The 17684-nt window shown below is 65.2% G+C and carries 15 protein-coding genes; 11 read left to right on the top strand and 4 right to left on the bottom strand.

What is annotated here, in order from left to right; all coding sequences use genetic code 11:
• Positions 1–4 precede the first annotated feature (4 nt).
• Positions 5–886 carry a LysR family transcriptional regulator gene (locus tag FGU64_RS13265; RefSeq protein WP_139953662.1) on the bottom strand — a complete coding sequence of 294 codons (882 nt, stop codon included), beginning with the start codon at positions 884–886 and terminating at the stop codon, positions 5–7.
• A gap of 138 nt (positions 887–1024) precedes the next feature.
• Between FGU64_RS13265 and FGU64_RS13260 the strand changes: the two genes are divergently transcribed.
• A complete protein-coding gene (locus tag FGU64_RS13260; protein WP_136356833.1) occupies positions 1025–2521 on the top strand; it encodes a CoA-acylating methylmalonate-semialdehyde dehydrogenase in 1497 nt (498 codons plus the stop codon).
• A 245-nt stretch (positions 2522–2766) separates the two neighbouring features.
• On the opposite strand, the gene FGU64_RS13255 is transcribed toward FGU64_RS13260, so the two are convergent.
• The 3 genes from FGU64_RS13255 to FGU64_RS13245 form a co-directional block, all read right to left on the bottom strand.
• A complete protein-coding gene (locus FGU64_RS13255) occupies positions 2767–3168 on the bottom strand; it encodes a DoxX family protein (protein WP_136356836.1) in 402 nt (133 codons plus the stop codon).
• 44 nt (positions 3169–3212) lie between these two features.
• The gene (locus FGU64_RS13250; RefSeq protein WP_139953661.1) at positions 3213–3611 is read right to left on the bottom strand and encodes a DoxX family protein; all 399 of its coding nucleotides are present in this window, start codon (positions 3609–3611) and stop codon (positions 3213–3215) included.
• 123 nt (positions 3612–3734) lie between these two features.
• The gene (locus FGU64_RS13245) at positions 3735–4400 is read right to left on the bottom strand and encodes a GntR family transcriptional regulator (RefSeq protein ID WP_139953660.1); all 666 of its coding nucleotides are present in this window, start codon (positions 4398–4400) and stop codon (positions 3735–3737) included.
• A gap of 224 nt (positions 4401–4624) precedes the next feature.
• On the opposite strand from FGU64_RS13245, the gene FGU64_RS13240 reads away from it, so the two are divergent.
• The 10 genes from FGU64_RS13240 to FGU64_RS13195 all read left to right on the top strand — a co-directional run bounded on the left by FGU64_RS13240 (position 4625) and on the right by FGU64_RS13195 (position 17649).
• Positions 4625–5875 carry an FAD-binding oxidoreductase gene (locus FGU64_RS13240; protein ID WP_139953659.1) on the top strand — a complete coding sequence of 417 codons (1251 nt, stop codon included), beginning with the start codon at positions 4625–4627 and terminating at the stop codon, positions 5873–5875.
• A 47-nt stretch (positions 5876–5922) separates the two neighbouring features.
• Positions 5923–6924, top strand: coding sequence for a 4-hydroxyproline epimerase (locus tag FGU64_RS13235; protein ID WP_139953658.1), 1002 nt, complete (start codon positions 5923–5925; stop codon positions 6922–6924).
• Between the two features lie 332 nt (positions 6925–7256).
• A complete protein-coding gene (locus tag FGU64_RS13230) occupies positions 7257–8159 on the top strand; it encodes a branched-chain amino acid ABC transporter permease LivH (protein ID WP_136356846.1) in 903 nt (300 codons plus the stop codon).
• A gap of 4 nt (positions 8160–8163) precedes the next feature.
• Positions 8164–9552, top strand: coding sequence for a high-affinity branched-chain amino acid ABC transporter permease LivM (gene livM, locus FGU64_RS13225; protein ID WP_139953657.1), 1389 nt, complete (start codon positions 8164–8166; stop codon positions 9550–9552).
• Entirely contained in the window at positions 9552–11114 is a 1563-nt protein-coding gene (locus FGU64_RS13220; RefSeq protein WP_139953656.1) for an ATP-binding cassette domain-containing protein, read from the top strand. The genes livM and FGU64_RS13220 overlap by 1 nt, the downstream gene beginning before the upstream one ends.
• Positions 11114–11842 (top strand): ABC transporter ATP-binding protein, encoded by a 729-nt coding sequence (locus FGU64_RS13215; RefSeq protein ID WP_136356852.1) that lies wholly within the window; start codon positions 11114–11116, stop codon positions 11840–11842. Before FGU64_RS13220 ends, FGU64_RS13215 begins: the two co-directional genes overlap by 1 nt.
• Positions 11843–11859: 17 nt before the next feature.
• A complete protein-coding gene (locus FGU64_RS13210) occupies positions 11860–12207 on the top strand; it encodes a DUF6867 family protein (RefSeq protein WP_136356854.1) in 348 nt (115 codons plus the stop codon).
• Between the two features lie 136 nt (positions 12208–12343).
• Positions 12344–13462 carry a branched-chain amino acid ABC transporter substrate-binding protein gene (locus tag FGU64_RS13205; protein ID WP_136356856.1) on the top strand — a complete coding sequence of 373 codons (1119 nt, stop codon included), beginning with the start codon at positions 12344–12346 and terminating at the stop codon, positions 13460–13462.
• Positions 13463–13654: 192 nt separating this feature from the next.
• Complete coding sequence (gene pyc, locus FGU64_RS13200) at positions 13655–17113, top strand: pyruvate carboxylase (RefSeq protein ID WP_139953655.1); 3459 nt, start codon at positions 13655–13657, stop codon at positions 17111–17113.
• A 170-nt stretch (positions 17114–17283) separates the two neighbouring features.
• On the top strand, positions 17284–17649 hold the full coding sequence (locus tag FGU64_RS13195) for a YtxH domain-containing protein (protein WP_139953654.1): 366 nt from the start codon (positions 17284–17286) through the stop codon (positions 17647–17649).
• Positions 17650–17684 lie beyond the last annotated feature (35 nt).

Genomic DNA, 17684 nt, shown 5'->3' with positions numbered 1-17684 from the left:
GCCGCTACAGGAACAGCGCCCGTTCCTTCTCGACCGCCCTGGCGATGAAATCCGCGACCGCCTGCACCCGGCGCAGCGGGCGCACGCTTTCGTGGTAGACCAGCCAGTAGGCGCGGCGGATCGGTTGCACCGCCTCCACCGGCACCAGATCGGGCATGGAACGGGCAATGAAGGTGTGCAGGATGCCGATGCCCGCGCCGGCCCGCACCGCCTCGGCCTGGCCGAGCGCCGATGAGATGGCGAAGGCCGAACGCCAGTCGGCGCTGAACTCGGCGGCATAGTCGAGTGAAGGGCTGACGATCAGGTCCGGCACGTAGCCGATCAGCGTGTGCGCCGCCAGTTCCGCCGCCGTCTTCGGCAGGCCGTGGCGTTCGGCATAGGCTCGGCTGGCGAAGAGGCCGAGCGAATAGTCCACCAGCTTGCCGGCGACCAGCCGGCCCTCGCTCGGCCGCTCGACGGTGATGGCGATGTCGGCCTCGCGGCGCGACAGCGAGAAGGAACGCGGCACCGGCACGAGCTGGATGGTCAGTTCGCGATGCTGGGCGGTCAGTTCGCCGAGCCGGCGAGCGAGGAAGGCGACACCGAAACCGTCCGGCGCGCCGATGCGCACCGGCCCGGATATCTCCTCGCCCTCGCCGGCCACCGCCGCGCGAGCGGCGATCATGTCGGCCTCCATGCGCTCGGCGATTTCCATGAAGCGCACGCCGGCCGGCGTCAGCTCCGAGCCGGTGGTGAGGCGCCGGAACAGCTTTGTCCGAAGTGCCGTCTCCAGCGCTGCCAAGCGGCGCGAGACGGTGGCGTGGTTGAGTTCCAGCCGCTTGGCCGCGCCGAGGATCTGCCCGGCGCGGGCAACGGCGAGGAAAATACGGACGTCATCCCAGTTCATGCGGGAATTATATGCAGAAAGTAATGTCCCGGACAACATCGGTGTACATTTACTGCACAACGGTTGCGTTTCGGCTCGCGTTGCCTTCCGCCGCGTGAAGGCGGACAATGCGGCAATCGAATTCCAGGGAGCGATAGCATGGATCACTACGGACATTTCATCGGCGGCAAGGCCGTCAAGAGCACCTCCGGGCGCGAGCAGGACGTCTTCCAGCCGCTCGACGGCACGGTGCGCGCCAAGGTGGCGCTCGGCTCGAAGGCGGAGCTCGACGCGGCGGTGGCCAATGCCAAGGCGGCCCAGCCGGCCTGGGCCGCGACCAACCCGCAGCGCCGCGCGCGCGTCTTCATGAAGTTCCTCGAACTGGTGGCGCGCGACAACGACGCGCTCGCCGAACTGCTCGCCCGCGAGCACGGCAAGACCATTCCCGACGCCAAGGGCGACATCCAGCGCGGCGTCGAGGTCGTCGAGTTCGCGCTCGGCATCCCGCACCTGATGAAGGGCGAATACACCGAGGGCGCCGGCCCCGGCATCGACCTCTACTCGATCCGCCAGCCGCTCGGCGTCGTCGCCGGCATCACGCCGTTCAACTTCCCGGCGATGATCCCGATGTGGAAGTTCGCGCCGGCCATCGCCTGCGGCAACGCCTTCATCCTGAAGCCGTCGGAGCGCGATCCGGGCGTGCCGATGAAGCTCGCCGAACTGATGCTGGAAGCCGGCCTGCCGGCGGGCATCCTCAACGTCGTCAACGGCGACAAGGAAGTGGTCGACGCCATCCTCGACCATGAGGACATCTCCGCCGTCGGCTTCGTCGGCTCGTCCTCGATCGCGCAGTACATCTATGCGCGCGGCTGCGCCAACGGCAAGCGCGTGCAGTGCTTCGGCGGCGCCAAGAACCACATGATCATCATGCCCGACGCCGACATGGACCAGGCGGTCGATGCCCTCATCGGCGCCGGCTACGGTGCGGCCGGCGAGCGCTGCATGGCCGTCTCGGTCGCCGTGCCGGTCGGCAAGGCGACCGCCGACAAGCTTGTCGAAAAGCTCATCCCGCGCGTCGAGAGCCTGAAGATCGGCCCGTCGACCGACCCGAGCGCCGACTACGGCCCGCTGGTGACCAAGCAGGCACTGGATCGCGTGCGCGGCTATGTCGACCTCGGCATCGAGGAAGGCGCCAAGCTGGTCGTCGACGGTCGCGGCTTCAAGATGCAGGGCTACGAGAACGGCTTCTATCTCGGCGGCTGCCTGTTCGACGACGTGACGCCGGACATGCGCATCTACAAGGAAGAGATCTTCGGCCCGGTGCTTTCGGTGGTGCGCGCGCACGACTTCGAGGAGGCGGTGCGCCTGCCCTCCGAGCATGAATACGGCAACGGCGTCGCCATCTTCACCCGTGACGGCGACGCCGCGCGCGAATTCGCAGCCCGCGTCAATGTCGGCATGGTCGGCGTCAACGTGCCGATCCCGGTGCCGGTGTCCTACTACACCTTCGGCGGCTGGAAGAAGTCCGGCTTCGGCGACCTCAACCAGTACGGTCCGGATTCGGTGCGCTTCTACACCAAGACCAAGACGGTCACCCAGCGCTGGCCGTCGGGCGTCAAGGAAGGTGCCGAGTTCGCCATGCCGACGATGAAATAGCCCGACGGATTCCTTGTTTGCGCGTCCTCGCCTTCGGCTGCGGGCGCGCGGGCAGGGCGTCAAGGAAGGCGCCGAATTCGCCATGCCGACGATGAAGTAAAAATTCGCCTGAGGCTGGTCTGCAAATGGCGCGGCTGTGCGCTCCGATGCTCACGTACTTTAAGTACGCTCCGCTTCGGTGCTCCAGTCCGCGCCATTTTCGACTCAGCCTGAGACGAATTTGGCGTCGGTGCCGTTTCTCATAGCTACTTCCAGATCAATCCCGCCTTCATCGCTAACTTCTCGCCCGGCCCGTGCACAGCAGCGAAGAGCAGGCCGGCGAGGAAGGTGAAGTGGTCGACGAAGAAGCCGAATTCAGCCTGGTTGCCCTGCCAGTGCGATGGGCCGTGGAAGGCGAAGGCGAGGAAGATCACGTAGACGGCGGCAAGCAGCGCAGCCTCCGAAAAGAAGGCGCCGGTGAGGAAGGCAAGCACCAGCAATACTTCGAAGGCCGCCGCTACCCAGGCAAGAAACAGCGGGAAGGGGAAGCCGGCGGCGGCGATGTAATCCGCCGTCATTTGCATGCCGGCGAACTTGAAGCCTGCGGCCATGGCGAAGGCCCCGGCGAAGATCAGGCGGGCGACGAGAATGGCGATGGTCTTGCCCATGGGATTTTCCTCCTTTTGATGCCGCGAAAGCGGGCGGGTCCGGTTCAGGGCGAAGTTTTGCCGCGCAGTGGAAACAGCGCGCGCAGGGCCGGGTCGCGCAGCCACAGGCCGCCCCACATGAAGACGCCGAGATAAACGGCGAACAGTTCATGGCTGAATAGCGGATTGCCGATGCGGATCTGCGTCGCCATCGCGCCTCCGAACAGGCCCATGAACAGCACCGAGGCCAGCACGCTGGTGCGCGGAACGATATAGAGCAACGTCAGCACGAGTTCGAGGATGCCGATCGGCACCGTATAGCCGGCGGGCCAGCCGAGCGCCGCCATGGTTTCCTCGGCGACGGGCATGCCGAGCAGTTTCGGGGCGACCGACGCGCCCAGCATGAACAGGACGAAAAGCCCTGAAAGCCCGTAGCCGATCCTTGTTCTTGCGGTCTCGCTCATCGTGTCCCTCCTTGTTCATCGATCGTCAGCGATGCGGCAAGGACGGCTCACGGCGGACGGTTCCGACATGGCATGGAAATTTTCTCAAAACGGCTTGAACGGCGCCGGCCCCGCGCCGTGCGGTCAGCGCATGGCGGCCGCCTGCGCATGCAGCCTGAGCAGCGACATCAGCCGGTCGGCCTCGATGCCGGCGCGCTCCTCGTCGCGGTCGAGGACAGCGCCGATCAGGGCGACGTGGTTGGCGGCCGATTCGGCGAGCCCGGTGCCGCTCTGGAAGCGGTACCAGAAACGCCGGCTGTGCGTCTGCAGGGGAGCCGCCAGGCGCGCGGCGAAGGGATTGTCGGCGGCGCGCGTCAGCGCCTCGTCCAGCGACTTGTCGGCTTCGAGGAAGCCGAGCACGTCGTTGCCCAGAACCGCGTCGTGCATGGCCAGTGCCGTCGCCTGGAAGTGGGGGGCGGCATCGGCGGCGAGGAAGCGTGCCGCCGAACGGGCAAGCACGGTCTCGACGCCGCGCCGGGCATCGATGACGCGCAGCCAGTCGGCGGCGTTGAGGGGAGCGACGACGATGCCCGCGCGCGGCCTGACTTCCAACAGGCCCTCCCAGGTCAGCCGCTGGATCGCCTCGCGCACCGGCGTGCGGCCGAGCGACAGATGTTCGATCAGCACGCGCTCGGTGACCACCGCGCCGGGCGCCAGCTCGAGCGTGACGATCATCTTCTCGAGCCCGCGATAGGCCTTGGCGCTGGCCAGTTCGGTCGACGGGTCCCGCTGGGTCACCAAAGCATCCATGCCGTCGCCTCCTCTGGAATCGCGTTGATATATCGAGCCGAATGCCACGTTGACAATTGATTTTTCGGCAGATATTCACCTGATATATCAAGCGGGTCAAGCGGGCGCATCCGGTCTGCAACCACTTGAAGCAGGCCGAGTGCGGCCGGCTCTCTTTCGCGAAAAGCCCGGCAAGGCGTCGAGGCGAAGGTGAAGGGGAACGGCACAGTGTGGGGTTCCCGTCGATGAATGCTGCCTTGTCCTCGGACGACGTCGTCATCGTCGGAGCAGGGATTGTCGGCATCTGCATCGCGGCGCATCTGGTCGAGGCCGGCCACGCCGTCACCGTCATCGACCGCACCGGGATCTCGGAGGAAACGTCCTCGGGCAATGCTGCGGCCTTCGCTTTCTCCGACGTGCTGCCGCTGGCGCAGAAGGGCATGATGCGCAACCTGCCGAGGTGGCTGGCCGATCCGCTCGGGCCGCTTTCGGTGCCGCCAACCTATCTGCCCCATCTGGCGCCGTGGCTGTGGCGCTTCTGGCGGGCCGGCGCGGCGAAGAACCGCGAAGCGAGCCTCGTCGCCCAAGCTGCGATGATGCGTCTCGCCGAGGCGGAATGGGCCGGACTCATGGATCGTTCCGGAACCGCAACGATGCTGCGGGAGGACGGTTCGCTCGAACTTTACGAGAGCGAGGCCGAATTTGCTGCTTCCCTGCCGGGTTGGGTGGCGCGCGATCGTTTCGGTATCGTCTATCGCCATGTCGAGGGCGCGGAACTCGCCGGCCTGCAGCCGGGGCTGGCGCCGCGCTTCGTCAAGGGCACGTTCGTGCCCGGATGGAAGACGGTGGCCGACCCCAAGCTGCTCGGCAAGGCGGTGTGGGCCTATGCGGAGAAAAAGGGCGCTCGCTTCGAGCGCGGCGAGGTCGTTCGCGCCGAGGCCGGCGCGAGTGGCGCAACGCTTCATCTTGCCGACGGTTCGTCGCGCAAGGCCGCAAAGCTGGTGATCGCCGCCGGTGCCTGGTCGCATCTGCTGGCCGGGCAACTCGGCGAGGCGATCCCGCTGGAAACCGAGCGCGGCTACAACACCACGCTTCCCGCCGACGCCTTCGACGTGAAGCGGCAGCTGACCTTCTCCGGCCACGGCTTCGTCATCACGCCATTGTCCACCGGCCTGCGCATCGGCGGCGCCGTCGAGCTTGCCGGCCTGAAGCGGCCGCCGAATTATGCCCGCTCCAGGGCGATGCTCGAAAAGGCGAAGCGGTTCCTGCCGGGCCTCAAGGCCGAGGGCGGCCGCGAATGGATGGGCTTCCGTCCGTCGCTGCCGGATTCGCTGCCTGTCATCGGCGCTGCCCGCGCGCCCGGCGTCTTCTACGCCTTCGGCCATGGCCATCTCGGCCTGACGCAGGCCGCAGCGACCGGCCGGCTGATCCGCGACCTGATTGCGTGCCAGGCCCCGGCAATTGACATTCGGCCGTTCCGCGCGCAGCGGTTCTAGCCTTTATTTCGCTCCAGTCATTCCTTCAACCATCGGATCGCATCGAAATGTCTCGCCACACCTTCACCTGCATCGACGGTCACACCTGCGGCAATCCGGTCCGGCTCGTCGCCGGCGGCGGGCCGCTGCTCGACGGCGCGACGATGATGGAGCGGCGGGCGCATTTCCTGGCCGAATACGACTGGATCCGCACAGGGCTGATGTTCGAGCCGCGCGGCCATGACATGATGTCGGGCTCCATCCTCTATCCGCCGACGCGGCCGGACTGCGACATCGCCATCCTGTTCATCGAGACGTCGGGCTGCCTGCCGATGTGCGGCCACGGCACGATCGGCACCGTCACCATGGCCATCGAGAACGGGCTGGTGAAGCCGAAGACGCCGGGCGTGCTCCACCTCGATACACCGGCCGGGCTGGTGAAGGCCGAGTACCGCGAAGTGAACGGCCTCGTCGAGGAAGTGCGCATCACCAACGTGCCATCCTTCCTCTATGCGGAGGGGCTGACGGTGGAGTGTCCGGTGCTCGGCGAGATCACCGTCGACGTCGCCTATGGGGGCAATTTCTACGCCATCGTCGAGCCTCAGAAGAACTATTCCGACATGGCCGACTATTCGGCCGGCGAACTGGTCGCCTGGAGCCCGGTGGTGCGCCAGCGGCTGAACGAGAAGTACACGTTCGTGCATCCGGAAAATCCCGACATCAACCGGCTCTCGCATATGCTGTGGACCGGGGCGGCGCGCGACCCGCAAGCGCATGCGCGCAACGCCGTCTTCTACGGCGACAAGGCCATCGACCGCTCGCCCTGCGGCACCGGCACGTCAGCGCGCATGGCGCAGCTTCACGCCAAGGGCAAGCTGAAGGCAGGCGACAATTTCGTGCATGAATCCATCATCGGCTCGCTGTTCAAGGGGCGCGTGGAAAAGGAAGTCGGCGTCGGCAACAGGCCGGCGATCATTCCCTCGATCGGCGGCTGGGCGCGGCAGACCGGCTTCAACACCATCTTCATCGACGAGCGCGATCCGTTCGCCCACGGCTTCGTCGTCAAGTAGGGAAACCGGGCCTGCGCCGCCCCTTCGCCAGCTCAAATGGCGGCTCGGCGGCGGCGCAATCTTCCGTCCTTTCAAATTCTTTTGACCGAAGATTCTTCGATAAGTGATGCAATCTTTCCCTGAATCGTCAAAGACATTGCGGTATGCCAATGATAGGGTCCGCCGTGGTCCATGGGGCGGATGCAACGGACGGGGTTACCGGGCGGCGCGATGCAAGGTCGTGTCGGCGAATGAAAAATCACGTTGCAATCCGGTCCTGAACCCTTAGGACTAGGGGAAATACCAAAAAAGGGCGCGCCCTGGCGGCGACGCTCAAGGGGAGCCTTCTTACCATGCAGTATTTCATCCAGCAGCTTATCAACGGGCTGACGCTGGGATCGATCTATGGGCTGATCGCGATCGGCTATACGATGGTCTACGGCATCATCGGCATGATCAACTTCGCCCATGGCGATCTGTTCATGGTGGGCGCCTTCATTGCCCTCATCGTGTTCCTGATCCTGACGGCGATGTTCTACTCGGTCCCCGTTGTGGTCGCGCTGCTGGTCATGATGATCGTGGCGATGCTGCTTTCCGGCCTCTACAACTGGGTGATCGAGAAGGTCGCCTACCGGCCCTTGCGCGGCTCCTTCCGGCTGGCGCCCCTGATCACCGCGATCGGCATGTCGATCGCCCTGTCCAACTTCGTCCAGGTCACGCAGGGCCCGCGCAACAAGCCGATCCCGCCGATGGTCAGCCAGGTCTACAACATCGGCGGCGTCAGCGTGTCGCTGAAGCAGATCATCATCGTGCTCGTCACCGCGGTGCTGCTGGCGATCTTCTGGTACGTCGTCAACCGAACGCCGCTGGGGCGCGCGCAACGCGCCTGCGAGCAGGACCAGAAGATGGCGGCCCTTCTCGGCATCGACGTCGACCGCACCGTCTCGCTGACCTTCATCATGGGTGCAGCACTTGCCGCCGTCGCCGGCACGCTGTTCCTGATGTATTATGGCGTCGTATCCTTCTCGGATGGCTTCGTGCCGGGCGTGAAAGCATTCACGGCCGCGGTGCTGGGTGGCATCGGCTCGCTGCCGGGCGCCGTCATCGGCGGGCTTCTGATCGGCTTCATCGAGAGCATGTGGTCGGCCTATTTCTCCATCGACTACAAGGACGTCGCCGCCTTCTCGATCCTGGCCATCGTGCTGATCTTCCTGCCCTCCGGCATCCTCGGCCGGCCCGAAGTCGAAAAGGTCTGAGCTGATGGCCGTCACCGTTTCCGCTTCGCGCCCCGCCGCAAATCCCCTCGCGCGGGCCGTGCGCGAGTCCCTCTTCGCCGGCGTCATCTCGTTCGGCATGTTCGTTCTTCTGATCGGCCTCAAGACCGACCAGAACATCCGCAACGAACTCGTTCTCGAGCCGCGCTGGGGCCTGCTGGCCGCGGTGGTCGCGCTGACCATGCTCGGCCGTTTCCTCTATGTCGGCTTCATCGCGCCGGCGATGGCGCGGGCCAAGGCCGAGCGCGCCAAGGCGCCCGTCGTCGTCAGCGAGCCGGGCTTCATCCGCCGCAACTCCAACAAGATCGGCATCGTTATCCTGTTCCTGTTCCCGATCGTCTCGGTTATGGCGTTCGGCCTTCAAGGCTCGCTGAAATGGGTCGATAATTTCGGCATCCAGATCCTCATCTACGTGATGCTGGCCTGGGGCCTGAACATCGTCGTCGGCCTGGCCGGCCTGCTCGACCTCGGCTACGTCGCCTTCTATGCGGTGGGTGCCTATTCCTATGCGCTGCTCGCCTCGCATTACGGGCTGTCGTTCTGGATCCTTTTGCCCTGCGCCGGCATCATGGCCGCCATGTGGGGCGTTATCCTCGGCTTCCCGGTGTTGCGCCTGCGCGGCGACTACCTCGCCATCGTGACGCTGGCCTTCGGTGAGATCATCCGCCTCGTGCTGATCAACTGGCGCGAGGTCACCAACGGCTCGGCCGGCATCTCCGGCATTCCGAAGGTGTCGTTCTTCGGGCTGATGTCGTTCAACGTCTCGGACCCGAACTACATCGCCAAGGTGCTGGGGCTGGCGACGTCGGGCGTCTACTACAAGATTTTCCTCTACTATCTCATCCTGCTGCTTTGCCTGCTCACCGCCTTCGTCACCATCCGGCTGCGCCGGCTGCCGGTCGGACGCGCCTGGGAAGCGCTGCGCGAGGACGAGATTGCCTGCCGCTCGCTCGGCATCAACACCACCACGACCAAGCTGACGGCCTTCGCCACAGGCGCCATGTTCGGCGGCTTCGCCGGCTCCTTCTTCGCCGCCCGCCAGGGCTTCGTGTCGCCGGAATCCTTTGTCTTCCTGGAATCGGCGATCGTGCTCGCCATCGTCGTGCTGGGCGGCATGGGCTCGCTCGGCGGCATCGCGGTGGCGGCGGCGGTGATGATCGGCGGCACCGAGATCCTGCGCGAACTGCAGTTCCTGAAAGCGGTCTTCGGGCCGGACTTCACGCCCGAGCTCTACCGCATGCTGCTGTTCGGCATGGCCATGGTCATCGTCATGATATGGAAGCCGCGCGGCTTCGTCGGATCGCGTGAACCGACCGCCTTCCTGAAGGAACGAAAAGCCGTGTCCACCTCCTTCACCAAGGAAGGTCACGGCTGATGAACGCGAGCGCGAATACGTCCATGACCGACACCATCCTCAACGTCGAACACCTGTCGATGAAGTTCGGCGGCCTGGTGGCGATCGGCGACCTGTCGTTCCAGGCCCGGCGCGGCGAAATCACCGCGCTGATCGGCCCCAACGGGGCCGGCAAGACGACGGTGTTCAACTGCATCACCGGCTTCTACAAGCCGACCGAGGGCATGATCACGCTCGCCCGCCGCGACGGCTCCACCTACTTGCTGGAGCGGCTGCCGAACCACGAGATCCCGGCACGCGCCAAGGTGGCGCGCACCTTCCAGAACATCCGCCTGTTCTCCGGCATGACCGTGCTGGAGAACCTTCTGGTGGCGCAGCACAACAAGCTGATGAAGGCCTCCGGCTACACGTTCCTCGGCCTGTTCGGCTTTTCCAGCTATCGGCAGGCCTCGGCCGAGTCGATCGAGCTTGCCAAGCACTGGCTGGATAAGGCCGACCTGACCGACCGCGCCGACGATCCGGCCGGCGACCTGCCTTACGGCGCGCAGCGAAGGCTGGAGATCGCGCGCGCCATGTGCACGGGACCGGAGCTTCTGTGCCTCGACGAGCCGGCGGCCGGTCTCAATCCGAAGGAATCGTTGGCGCTCAACACGCTGCTGATGGACATCAAGGACAACACCGGCACGTCGATCCTGCTGATCGAGCACGACATGTCGGTGGTCATGCAGATTTCCGACCACGTCGTGGTGCTGGAATACGGCCGCAAGATCTCCGACGGCGACCCCGAAGCGGTGCGCACCGACCCGAAGGTCATTGCCGCCTATCTCGGCGTCGATGACGAAGAGGTCGAGACTGTGCTGACGGAAGTCGGCGACGAGGAGGTGATCGAGCAGCTCGACACCGGCCCCGGCCCGGACCATGGCCCGCAAAGCTCGGCCTCGATGCTGGCCGGGCCGGTGTCCGACTCGGTCGAGCACGGCGACGAGGGCGAGCGGGTGACGGTGTCGAAGGGCGCGTCCAGAGCAGCACGGGTCGGGACGGGCGCCAAGGCATCGACTCCCGCCAGGAGCACTGCCGGCAAGGCACAGGGCAAGACATCCGAAGCCAAGGCATCGGCCAAGTCCGCGCCGGCCTCGTCCGCCAAGGCGTCCTCGCGCGCGGCAGCTACGCCGAAGGCCGCAACCCCGAAGGCCACCGCCGGCAAGCCTGCGGCTGCCGGATCGGCTACTGCGAAATCGACCACAGCAAAGCCGGACGCTGCAAAGCCGGCGGCGCCCGCCAAGAAACCTGCCGGCGTGTCGAACCGGCTCGCCGCGCCGCGCGGCGGCCGCGAGGACGACCTTCTGGTGATCAAGGGCATCGGCCCGGTCAACAAGAAGAAGCTCAACGAGCACGGCATCTTCCATTTCGACCAGATCGCCGCCTGGAAGAAGGCCGACATCGAAGCGGTCGAGGCCTATCTGGCCTTCGACGGGCGCATCGCCCGCGAGGACTGGATCGGCCAGGCCAAGGCTCTGGCAAAACAGGCCGCCAAGGCCGGCGCGGCCAAAAGTGCCGCCAGCAAGCGTGGAGGGCGTAAATAATGGCCGGCGCACCGCTGCTCGACATCAGGGGCGTCGAGACCTACTACGGCAACATCAAGGCGCTGAACGGCGTCAACGTCTCCGTCAACGAAGGCGAAGTGGTGGCGCTGATCGGCGCCAACGGCGCCGGCAAGTCGACGCTGATGATGACCATCTTCGGCGCACCGCGCGCGCGCCGGGGCACCATCACCTTCGCCGGCACCGACATCACCATGCTGCCGACGCACGAGATCGCACGCCTGCGCATCGCGCAGTCGCCGGAAGGCCGGCGCATCTTCCCGCGCATGACGGTGATGGAAAATCTCCAGATGGGCGCCAATCTCGACAACCTCAAATATTACGACGAGGACGTCGAGAAGGTGTTCGCGCTGTTCCCGCGCCTGAAGGAGCGCATCGGCCAGCGCGGCGGCACGCTGTCGGGCGGCGAGCAGCAGATGCTGTCGATCGGTCGCGCGCTGATGGCACGGCCGAAACTGCTTCTGCTCGACGAGCCGTCGCTCGGCCTCGCCCCGCTGATCGTCAAGCAGATTTTCGACGCCATCAAGGAACTGAACCGCAGCCAGGGGCTGACCGTCTTCCTGGTCGAGCAGAACGCCTTCGGCGCGCTCAAGCTCGCCACCCGCGGCTATGTCATGGTCAACGGCAACGTCACCATGAGCGGCACCGGCAAGGAGCTTCTGGCCAATCCCGAAGTGCGCGCGGCCTATCTCGAAGGCGGCCACCATTGAGCCGGGGAGATTAAGACATGCAAGGCATTCTCTACGAAGAAGGCTCGATCTGGCAGTTCCTGTTCATCACCGTGCTGCTCGGCGGCTGGGCGGCCTGGATGACGGGCAAGGCCTGCGCCCAGACTTGGCGCACCTTCACCACGCTGTTCTTCTACATGCTGGGGCTGGGGATCGCGGTGCGCTTCATCCACCATGCGCTGTTCGACGCCACGATGTTCTCGCTGCAATACTATGTCGTCGACACCATCGTGCTGATGATCGTCGGCTTCGTCGGCTACCAATACACGCGCACCAACCAGATGGTGACGCAGTACAACTGGCTCTACGAAAGAGCCTCCCTGTTGAGCTGGAAACCGAAAGGTTGACGTTCACCAAGACGCCGTTTTCGGGACGAAACGGCGTGACAACCGCCCTGAAATGGGCAAACTACACTTTCTGCGATAAGGGTGGGCATCGCACGAAGGCTTTATTCACGCCCACTCCTTGAATGGGAGCGTATCTATGAAGAAATCACTCTTGTCGGCCGTGGCCCTGACCGCGCTGGTCGCGTTCAGCGGCAGCGCATGGGCCGATGTCCTCATCGGCGTCGGTGCGCCGATCACCGGCCCGAACGCCGCCTTCGGCGCGCAGTTGCAGAAGGGCGCCGAGCAGGCCGTGGCCGACCTCAACGCAGCCGGCGGCATGAACGGCGAGAAGATCGTCCTGTCGATCGGCGACGACCAGTCCGATCCGAAGCAGGGCATCTCCGTCGCCAACAAGTTCGTCGCCGACGGCGTCAAGTTCGTCGACGGCCACTTCAACTCGGGCGTCACCATTCCGGCCTCTGAGGTCTATGCCGAGAACGGCCTTCTGATGGTCACCCCGGCCGCCACCAACCCGCAGGTGACCGAGCGCGGCATGACCAACGTCTTCCGTATCTGCGGTCGTGACGACCAGCAGGGCGGCATCGCCGGCAAGTACATCGCCGAGAACTTCAAGGACGCCAAGGTCGCGGTCATCCACGACAAGACGCCTTACGGCCAGGGTCTCGCCGACGAAACCAAGAAGGCGCTGGAAGCCGCCGGCCATCCGGAGGTCATGTACGAAGGCGTCAACGTCGGCGACAAGGACTTCTCGGCCCTCATCGCCAAGATGAAGGAAGCCGGCGTCACCCTGATCTACTGGGGCGGCCTGCACACCGAAGCCGGCCTGATCATCCGCCAGGCGCACGACCAGGGCCTCAAGGCGCTGCTGTTCTCGGGCGACGGCATCGTCTCGAACGAGCTCGCCGCCATCGCCGGCGACGCCGTCATCGGCACGCTGAACACCTTCGCGCCCGACCCGCGCAACAATCCGAACGCCAAGGAAGTGGTGGAGAAGTTCCGCGCTTCCGGCTTCGAGCCGGAAGCCTACACGCTCTATTCCTATGCCTCTGTTCAGGTCATGGTCGAGGCGGCCAACAAGGCCGGCACGAACGACCCGGTGAAGGTTGCCGAGACCATCCACAAGGACGGTCCGTGGAAGACGGTCATCGGTGATATCAGCTTCGACGAGAAGGGCGACACCACCGGCCGGAACTACGTCATCTACGAATGGAAGAAGGGCGACGACGGCAAGATCGGCTACTTCGAGAAGAAGTAAGCCCTACCGTTTTCTTCGATTGGAACGAGGCCCGGCGCTCTGTGCCGGGCCTTTTTCGTACTGGTCACGCAACTGACGATCCGCCCTTCACTTTCAATCGATTTAATATGACGGGTGCAATTTTGTTTGCACTGCAGCATTTTCCCGCTATTCATTAGCCCCCTTCAAATCTTCCCCAACGGGAGCGCGTTCTTGGCCATCAGCAAGATCCTCGTCGCCAACCGGTCCGAAATCGCCATCCGCGTTTTCCGCGCGGCGAGCGAACTGGGCATCAAGACCGTCGCCATCTGGGCCGAGGAAGACAAATATTCGCTGCACCGCTTCAAGGCCGACGAGAGTTATCAGGTCGGGCGCGGGCCGTGGCTCGCGAAGGACATGGGGCCGATCGAAAGCTATCTCTCCATCGACGAGATCATGCGGGTGGCGAAGCTCTCGGGTGCCGATGCCATCCATCCCGGCTACGGGCTTTTGTCGGAAAGCCCGGAATTCGCCGAGGCCTGCGCGGCCAACGGCATCACCTTTATCGGCCCGAAGCCGGAGACGATGCGGCGGCTCGGCAACAAGGTGGCGGCGCGCAACCTCGCCGTCGAGGTCGGCGTGCCGGTGGTGCCGGCGACCGATCCGCTGCCGGACGACATGGAGGCCGTCAAGAAGCTCGCGGCGGAGATCGGCTACCCGCTGATGCTGAAGGCCTCGTGGGGCGGCGGCGGACGGGGCATGCGCGCCATCCGCTCGGAAGCCGACCTCGCCCGCGAGGTCAACGAAGGCAAGCGCGAGGCGAAGGCCGCCTTCGGCAAGGACGAGGTCTATCTGGAGAAGCTCGTCGAGCGCGCGCGCCATGTCGAGGTGCAGGTTCTGGGCGACACATACGGCAACGTCGTGCATCTCTACGAACGCGACTGCTCGATCCAGCGCCGCAACCAGAAGGTCGTCGAACGGGCGCCCGCGCCCTATCTCGGCGACGCGCAGCGGCAGGAACTGTGCGGCCATGCGCTGAAGATCGCCCGCGAGACCGACTATATCGGCGCCGGCACGGTCGAATTCCTGATGGATGCCGACAGCGGCAAGTTCTATTTCATCGAGGTCAATCCGCGCATCCAGGTCGAGCACACGGTGACCGAGCAGGTCACCGGCATCGACATCGTCAAGGCGCAGATCCATATCCTCGACGGCTTCGCCATCGGCACGGCGGAGAGCGGCGTGCCGGCGCAGGACGACATCCGGCTCAATGGCCATGCCCTGCAATGCCGCATCACTACCGAGGATCCGGAGCAGAATTTCATTCCGGACTACGGCCGCATCACCGCCTATCGCGGCGCCACCGGCTTCGGTATCCGCCTCGACGGCGGCACGGCCTATTCGGGCGCCGTCATCACTCGCTACTACGATCCGCTGCTGGAGAAGGTGACGGCCTGGGCACCGACGCCGCGCGAAGCGATCTCGCGTATGACGCGGGCGCTGCGCGAATTCCGCATCCGCGGCGTGGCGACCAACCTGACTTTCCTGGAAGCGATCATCAACCACAGGGCCTTCGCCGACAATTCCTACACGACGAAGTTCATCGACACGACGCCGGAACTGTTCAGCCAAGTCAAGCGGCAGGACCGCGCCACCAAGCTGCTCAACTACCTGGCCGATGTATCGGTCAACGGCCATCCGGAAACGCGCGGCCGGCCGCGCCCGAATCCGGATGCCGCCGCGCCCGTCATCCCCTGGTATACGGCGCCGGTGCCGGAGGGCACGAAGGACAGGCTCGACGCCTTGGGACCGGAAAAGTTCGGCCAGTGGATGCGGGCCGAAAAGCGTGTTCTGGTGACCGACACCACCATGCGCGACGGCCACCAGTCGCTGCTCGCCACGCGCGTGCGCACGCACGACATCGCGGCAATAGCCGGCACCTATGCGCGGGCGCTGCCGCAGCTTTTGTCGCTGGAATGCTGGGGCGGGGCGACCTTCGACGTCGCCATGCGCTTCCTCACCGAGGACCCGTGGGAGCGGCTGGCGCTGATCCGCGAGAAGGCGCCGAACATCCTGTTGCAGATGCTCCTGCGCGGCGCCAACGGCGTCGGTTACACCAACTACCCCGACAATGTGGTGCAGCATTTCGTCAGGCAGGCGGCAAGCGGCGGCATCGATCTCTTCCGCGTCTTCGACTGCCTGAACTGGGTGGAGAACATGCGCGTCGCCATGGACGCGGTCGGCGCCGAGGGCAAGCTGATCGAGGCGGCGATGTGCTACACCGGCGACATCCTCGATCCGCAGCGCGCCAAGTACGACCTGAAATACTATGTCGGCCTGGCAAAGGAACTGGAAGCGGCCGGCGCGCATATCATCGCCGTCAAGGACATGTCCGGCCTGCTGAAGCCGGGTGCGGCGCGGGTGCTGTTCAAGGCGCTGCGCGAGGCGACGGACCTGCCGATCCATTTCCACACGCACGACACCTCGGGCCTGTCGGCGGCGACAGTGCTGGCCGCCGTAGAAGCGGGCGTCGACGCCGTCGACGCCGCCATGGATGCCTTTTCCGGCAACACCTCGCAGCCTTGCCTCGGCTCCATCGTCGAGGCGCTCAAGGGCACGGATCGCGATCCCGGTCTCGACCCGGCTTGGATCCGGAAAATCTCCTTCTACTGGGAAGCCGTGCGCAACCAGTATGCCGCCTTCGAGAGCGACCTGAAGGGGCCGGCATCGGAGGTCTATCTGCACGAGATGCCGGGCGGCCAGTTCACCAACCTGAAAGAGCAGGCTCGCTCGCTGGGGCTGGAGACGCGCTGGCACGAGGTGGCGCAGGCATACCACGACGTCAATCTCATGTTCGGCGACATCGTCAAGGTGACGCCGTCGTCCAAGGTGGTGGGCGACATGGCGCTGATGATGGTCAGTCAGGACCTTACGGTCACCGATGTCGAGAATCCGGCCAGGGACATCGCTTTCCCGGATTCGGTCGTCTCCATGCTGCGCGGCGATCTCGGCCAGTCGCCGGGCGGCTGGCCGGCGGCCCTGCAGAAGAAGGCGCTGAAGGGCGACAAGCCTTATACGGCGCGGCCGGGTTCGCTGCTCAAGCCGGCGGACCTGGCGAAGAGCCGCAAGGAGATCGAGGACAAGGTCGGCCGCGCGCTGTCAGAGCAGGAGTTCGCTTCCTGGCTGATGTATCCCAAGGTGTTCGCCGACTTCGCCGCCGCGCAGGAAACCTACGGTCCCGTCAGCGTGCTGCCGACGCCGACCTATTTTTACGGCATGGAGCCGGAGGACGAGATCTTCGTCGATATCGAGAAGGGCAAGACGCTGGTCATCCGCTGCCTTGCCATGGGCGACACCGACGAGAAGGGGATGATGACCGTCTTCTTCGAGCTGAACGGCCAGCCGCGCCGCATCAAGGTGCCGGACCGCGTGCATGGCGCTTCGGCCGGCAAGGCGCGGGCGAAGGCCGATGCCGGCAACGAGGCGCATCTCGGCGCGCCGATGCCGGGCGTGGTCTCCGGCGTTTCGGTATCGGCCGGGCAGGCGGTGAAGGCCGGCGACGTGCTTCTCTCCATCGAGGCGATGAAGATGGAGACGGCGCTGCATGCCGAGCGCGACGGCACCATCGCCGAGGTGCTGGTGCGCGCCGGCGACCAGATCGACGCCAAGGACCTGCTGATCGTCTACGCCTGATGTCCGCCTCCCGGCGGGCTTTCATGGCAAGGCCGCGGGATAGTGCGGACGCGCATCGCCGCCGTGTTTCCGGGCGGTTACAAGGGCGCGGCCGTCCACCATGGACCGGTTACGCTCTGCGTTTATCTTCGTTTCAATCAAGAAATGAAGATAAACGAAAGGACGTGGCGATGACTGCCATGCTTTCTTCCCGCCATTTGCAAACCGCCCGGCCGGTCAGGACCGGCCTGCCGTTCTATCGTCGCCTGGAACTGCGCCGGCAGACCGGCGGCCATCCGATGACGCTTGTCACGACGCTCGCCGTCGGTGCACTGGCCGGCATGATGCTGGCACCGGAAAGCGGTTCCGCTTTCGCCTCGCTCGATCCGCCGGCCAACGTCGCCGTGAGCACCCACACCACGGCGAAAACCTCGCGCCTGCCAAGGATTGCGACGGTTTCTCCCGCCAGGATCAGACCTCAAGCGGTGGAAGGAGCGAATGCCTGCACGCCGCCGCCGGCCGGTCCCGCGCGCAGGCAACCGGTAGCCTATGTGTGATCGTAGCCGGGTCCGCACGCGGCGGCCTGGCGTTT

The organism is Mesorhizobium sp. 8 (assembly GCF_006351905.1).
GTDB classification, from domain to species: domain Bacteria; phylum Pseudomonadota; class Alphaproteobacteria; order Rhizobiales; family Rhizobiaceae; genus Mesorhizobium; species Mesorhizobium composti.
The sequence above is the reverse complement of the archived record's forward strand: the minus strand, read 5'-3'. Positions and strand labels throughout refer to the sequence as shown.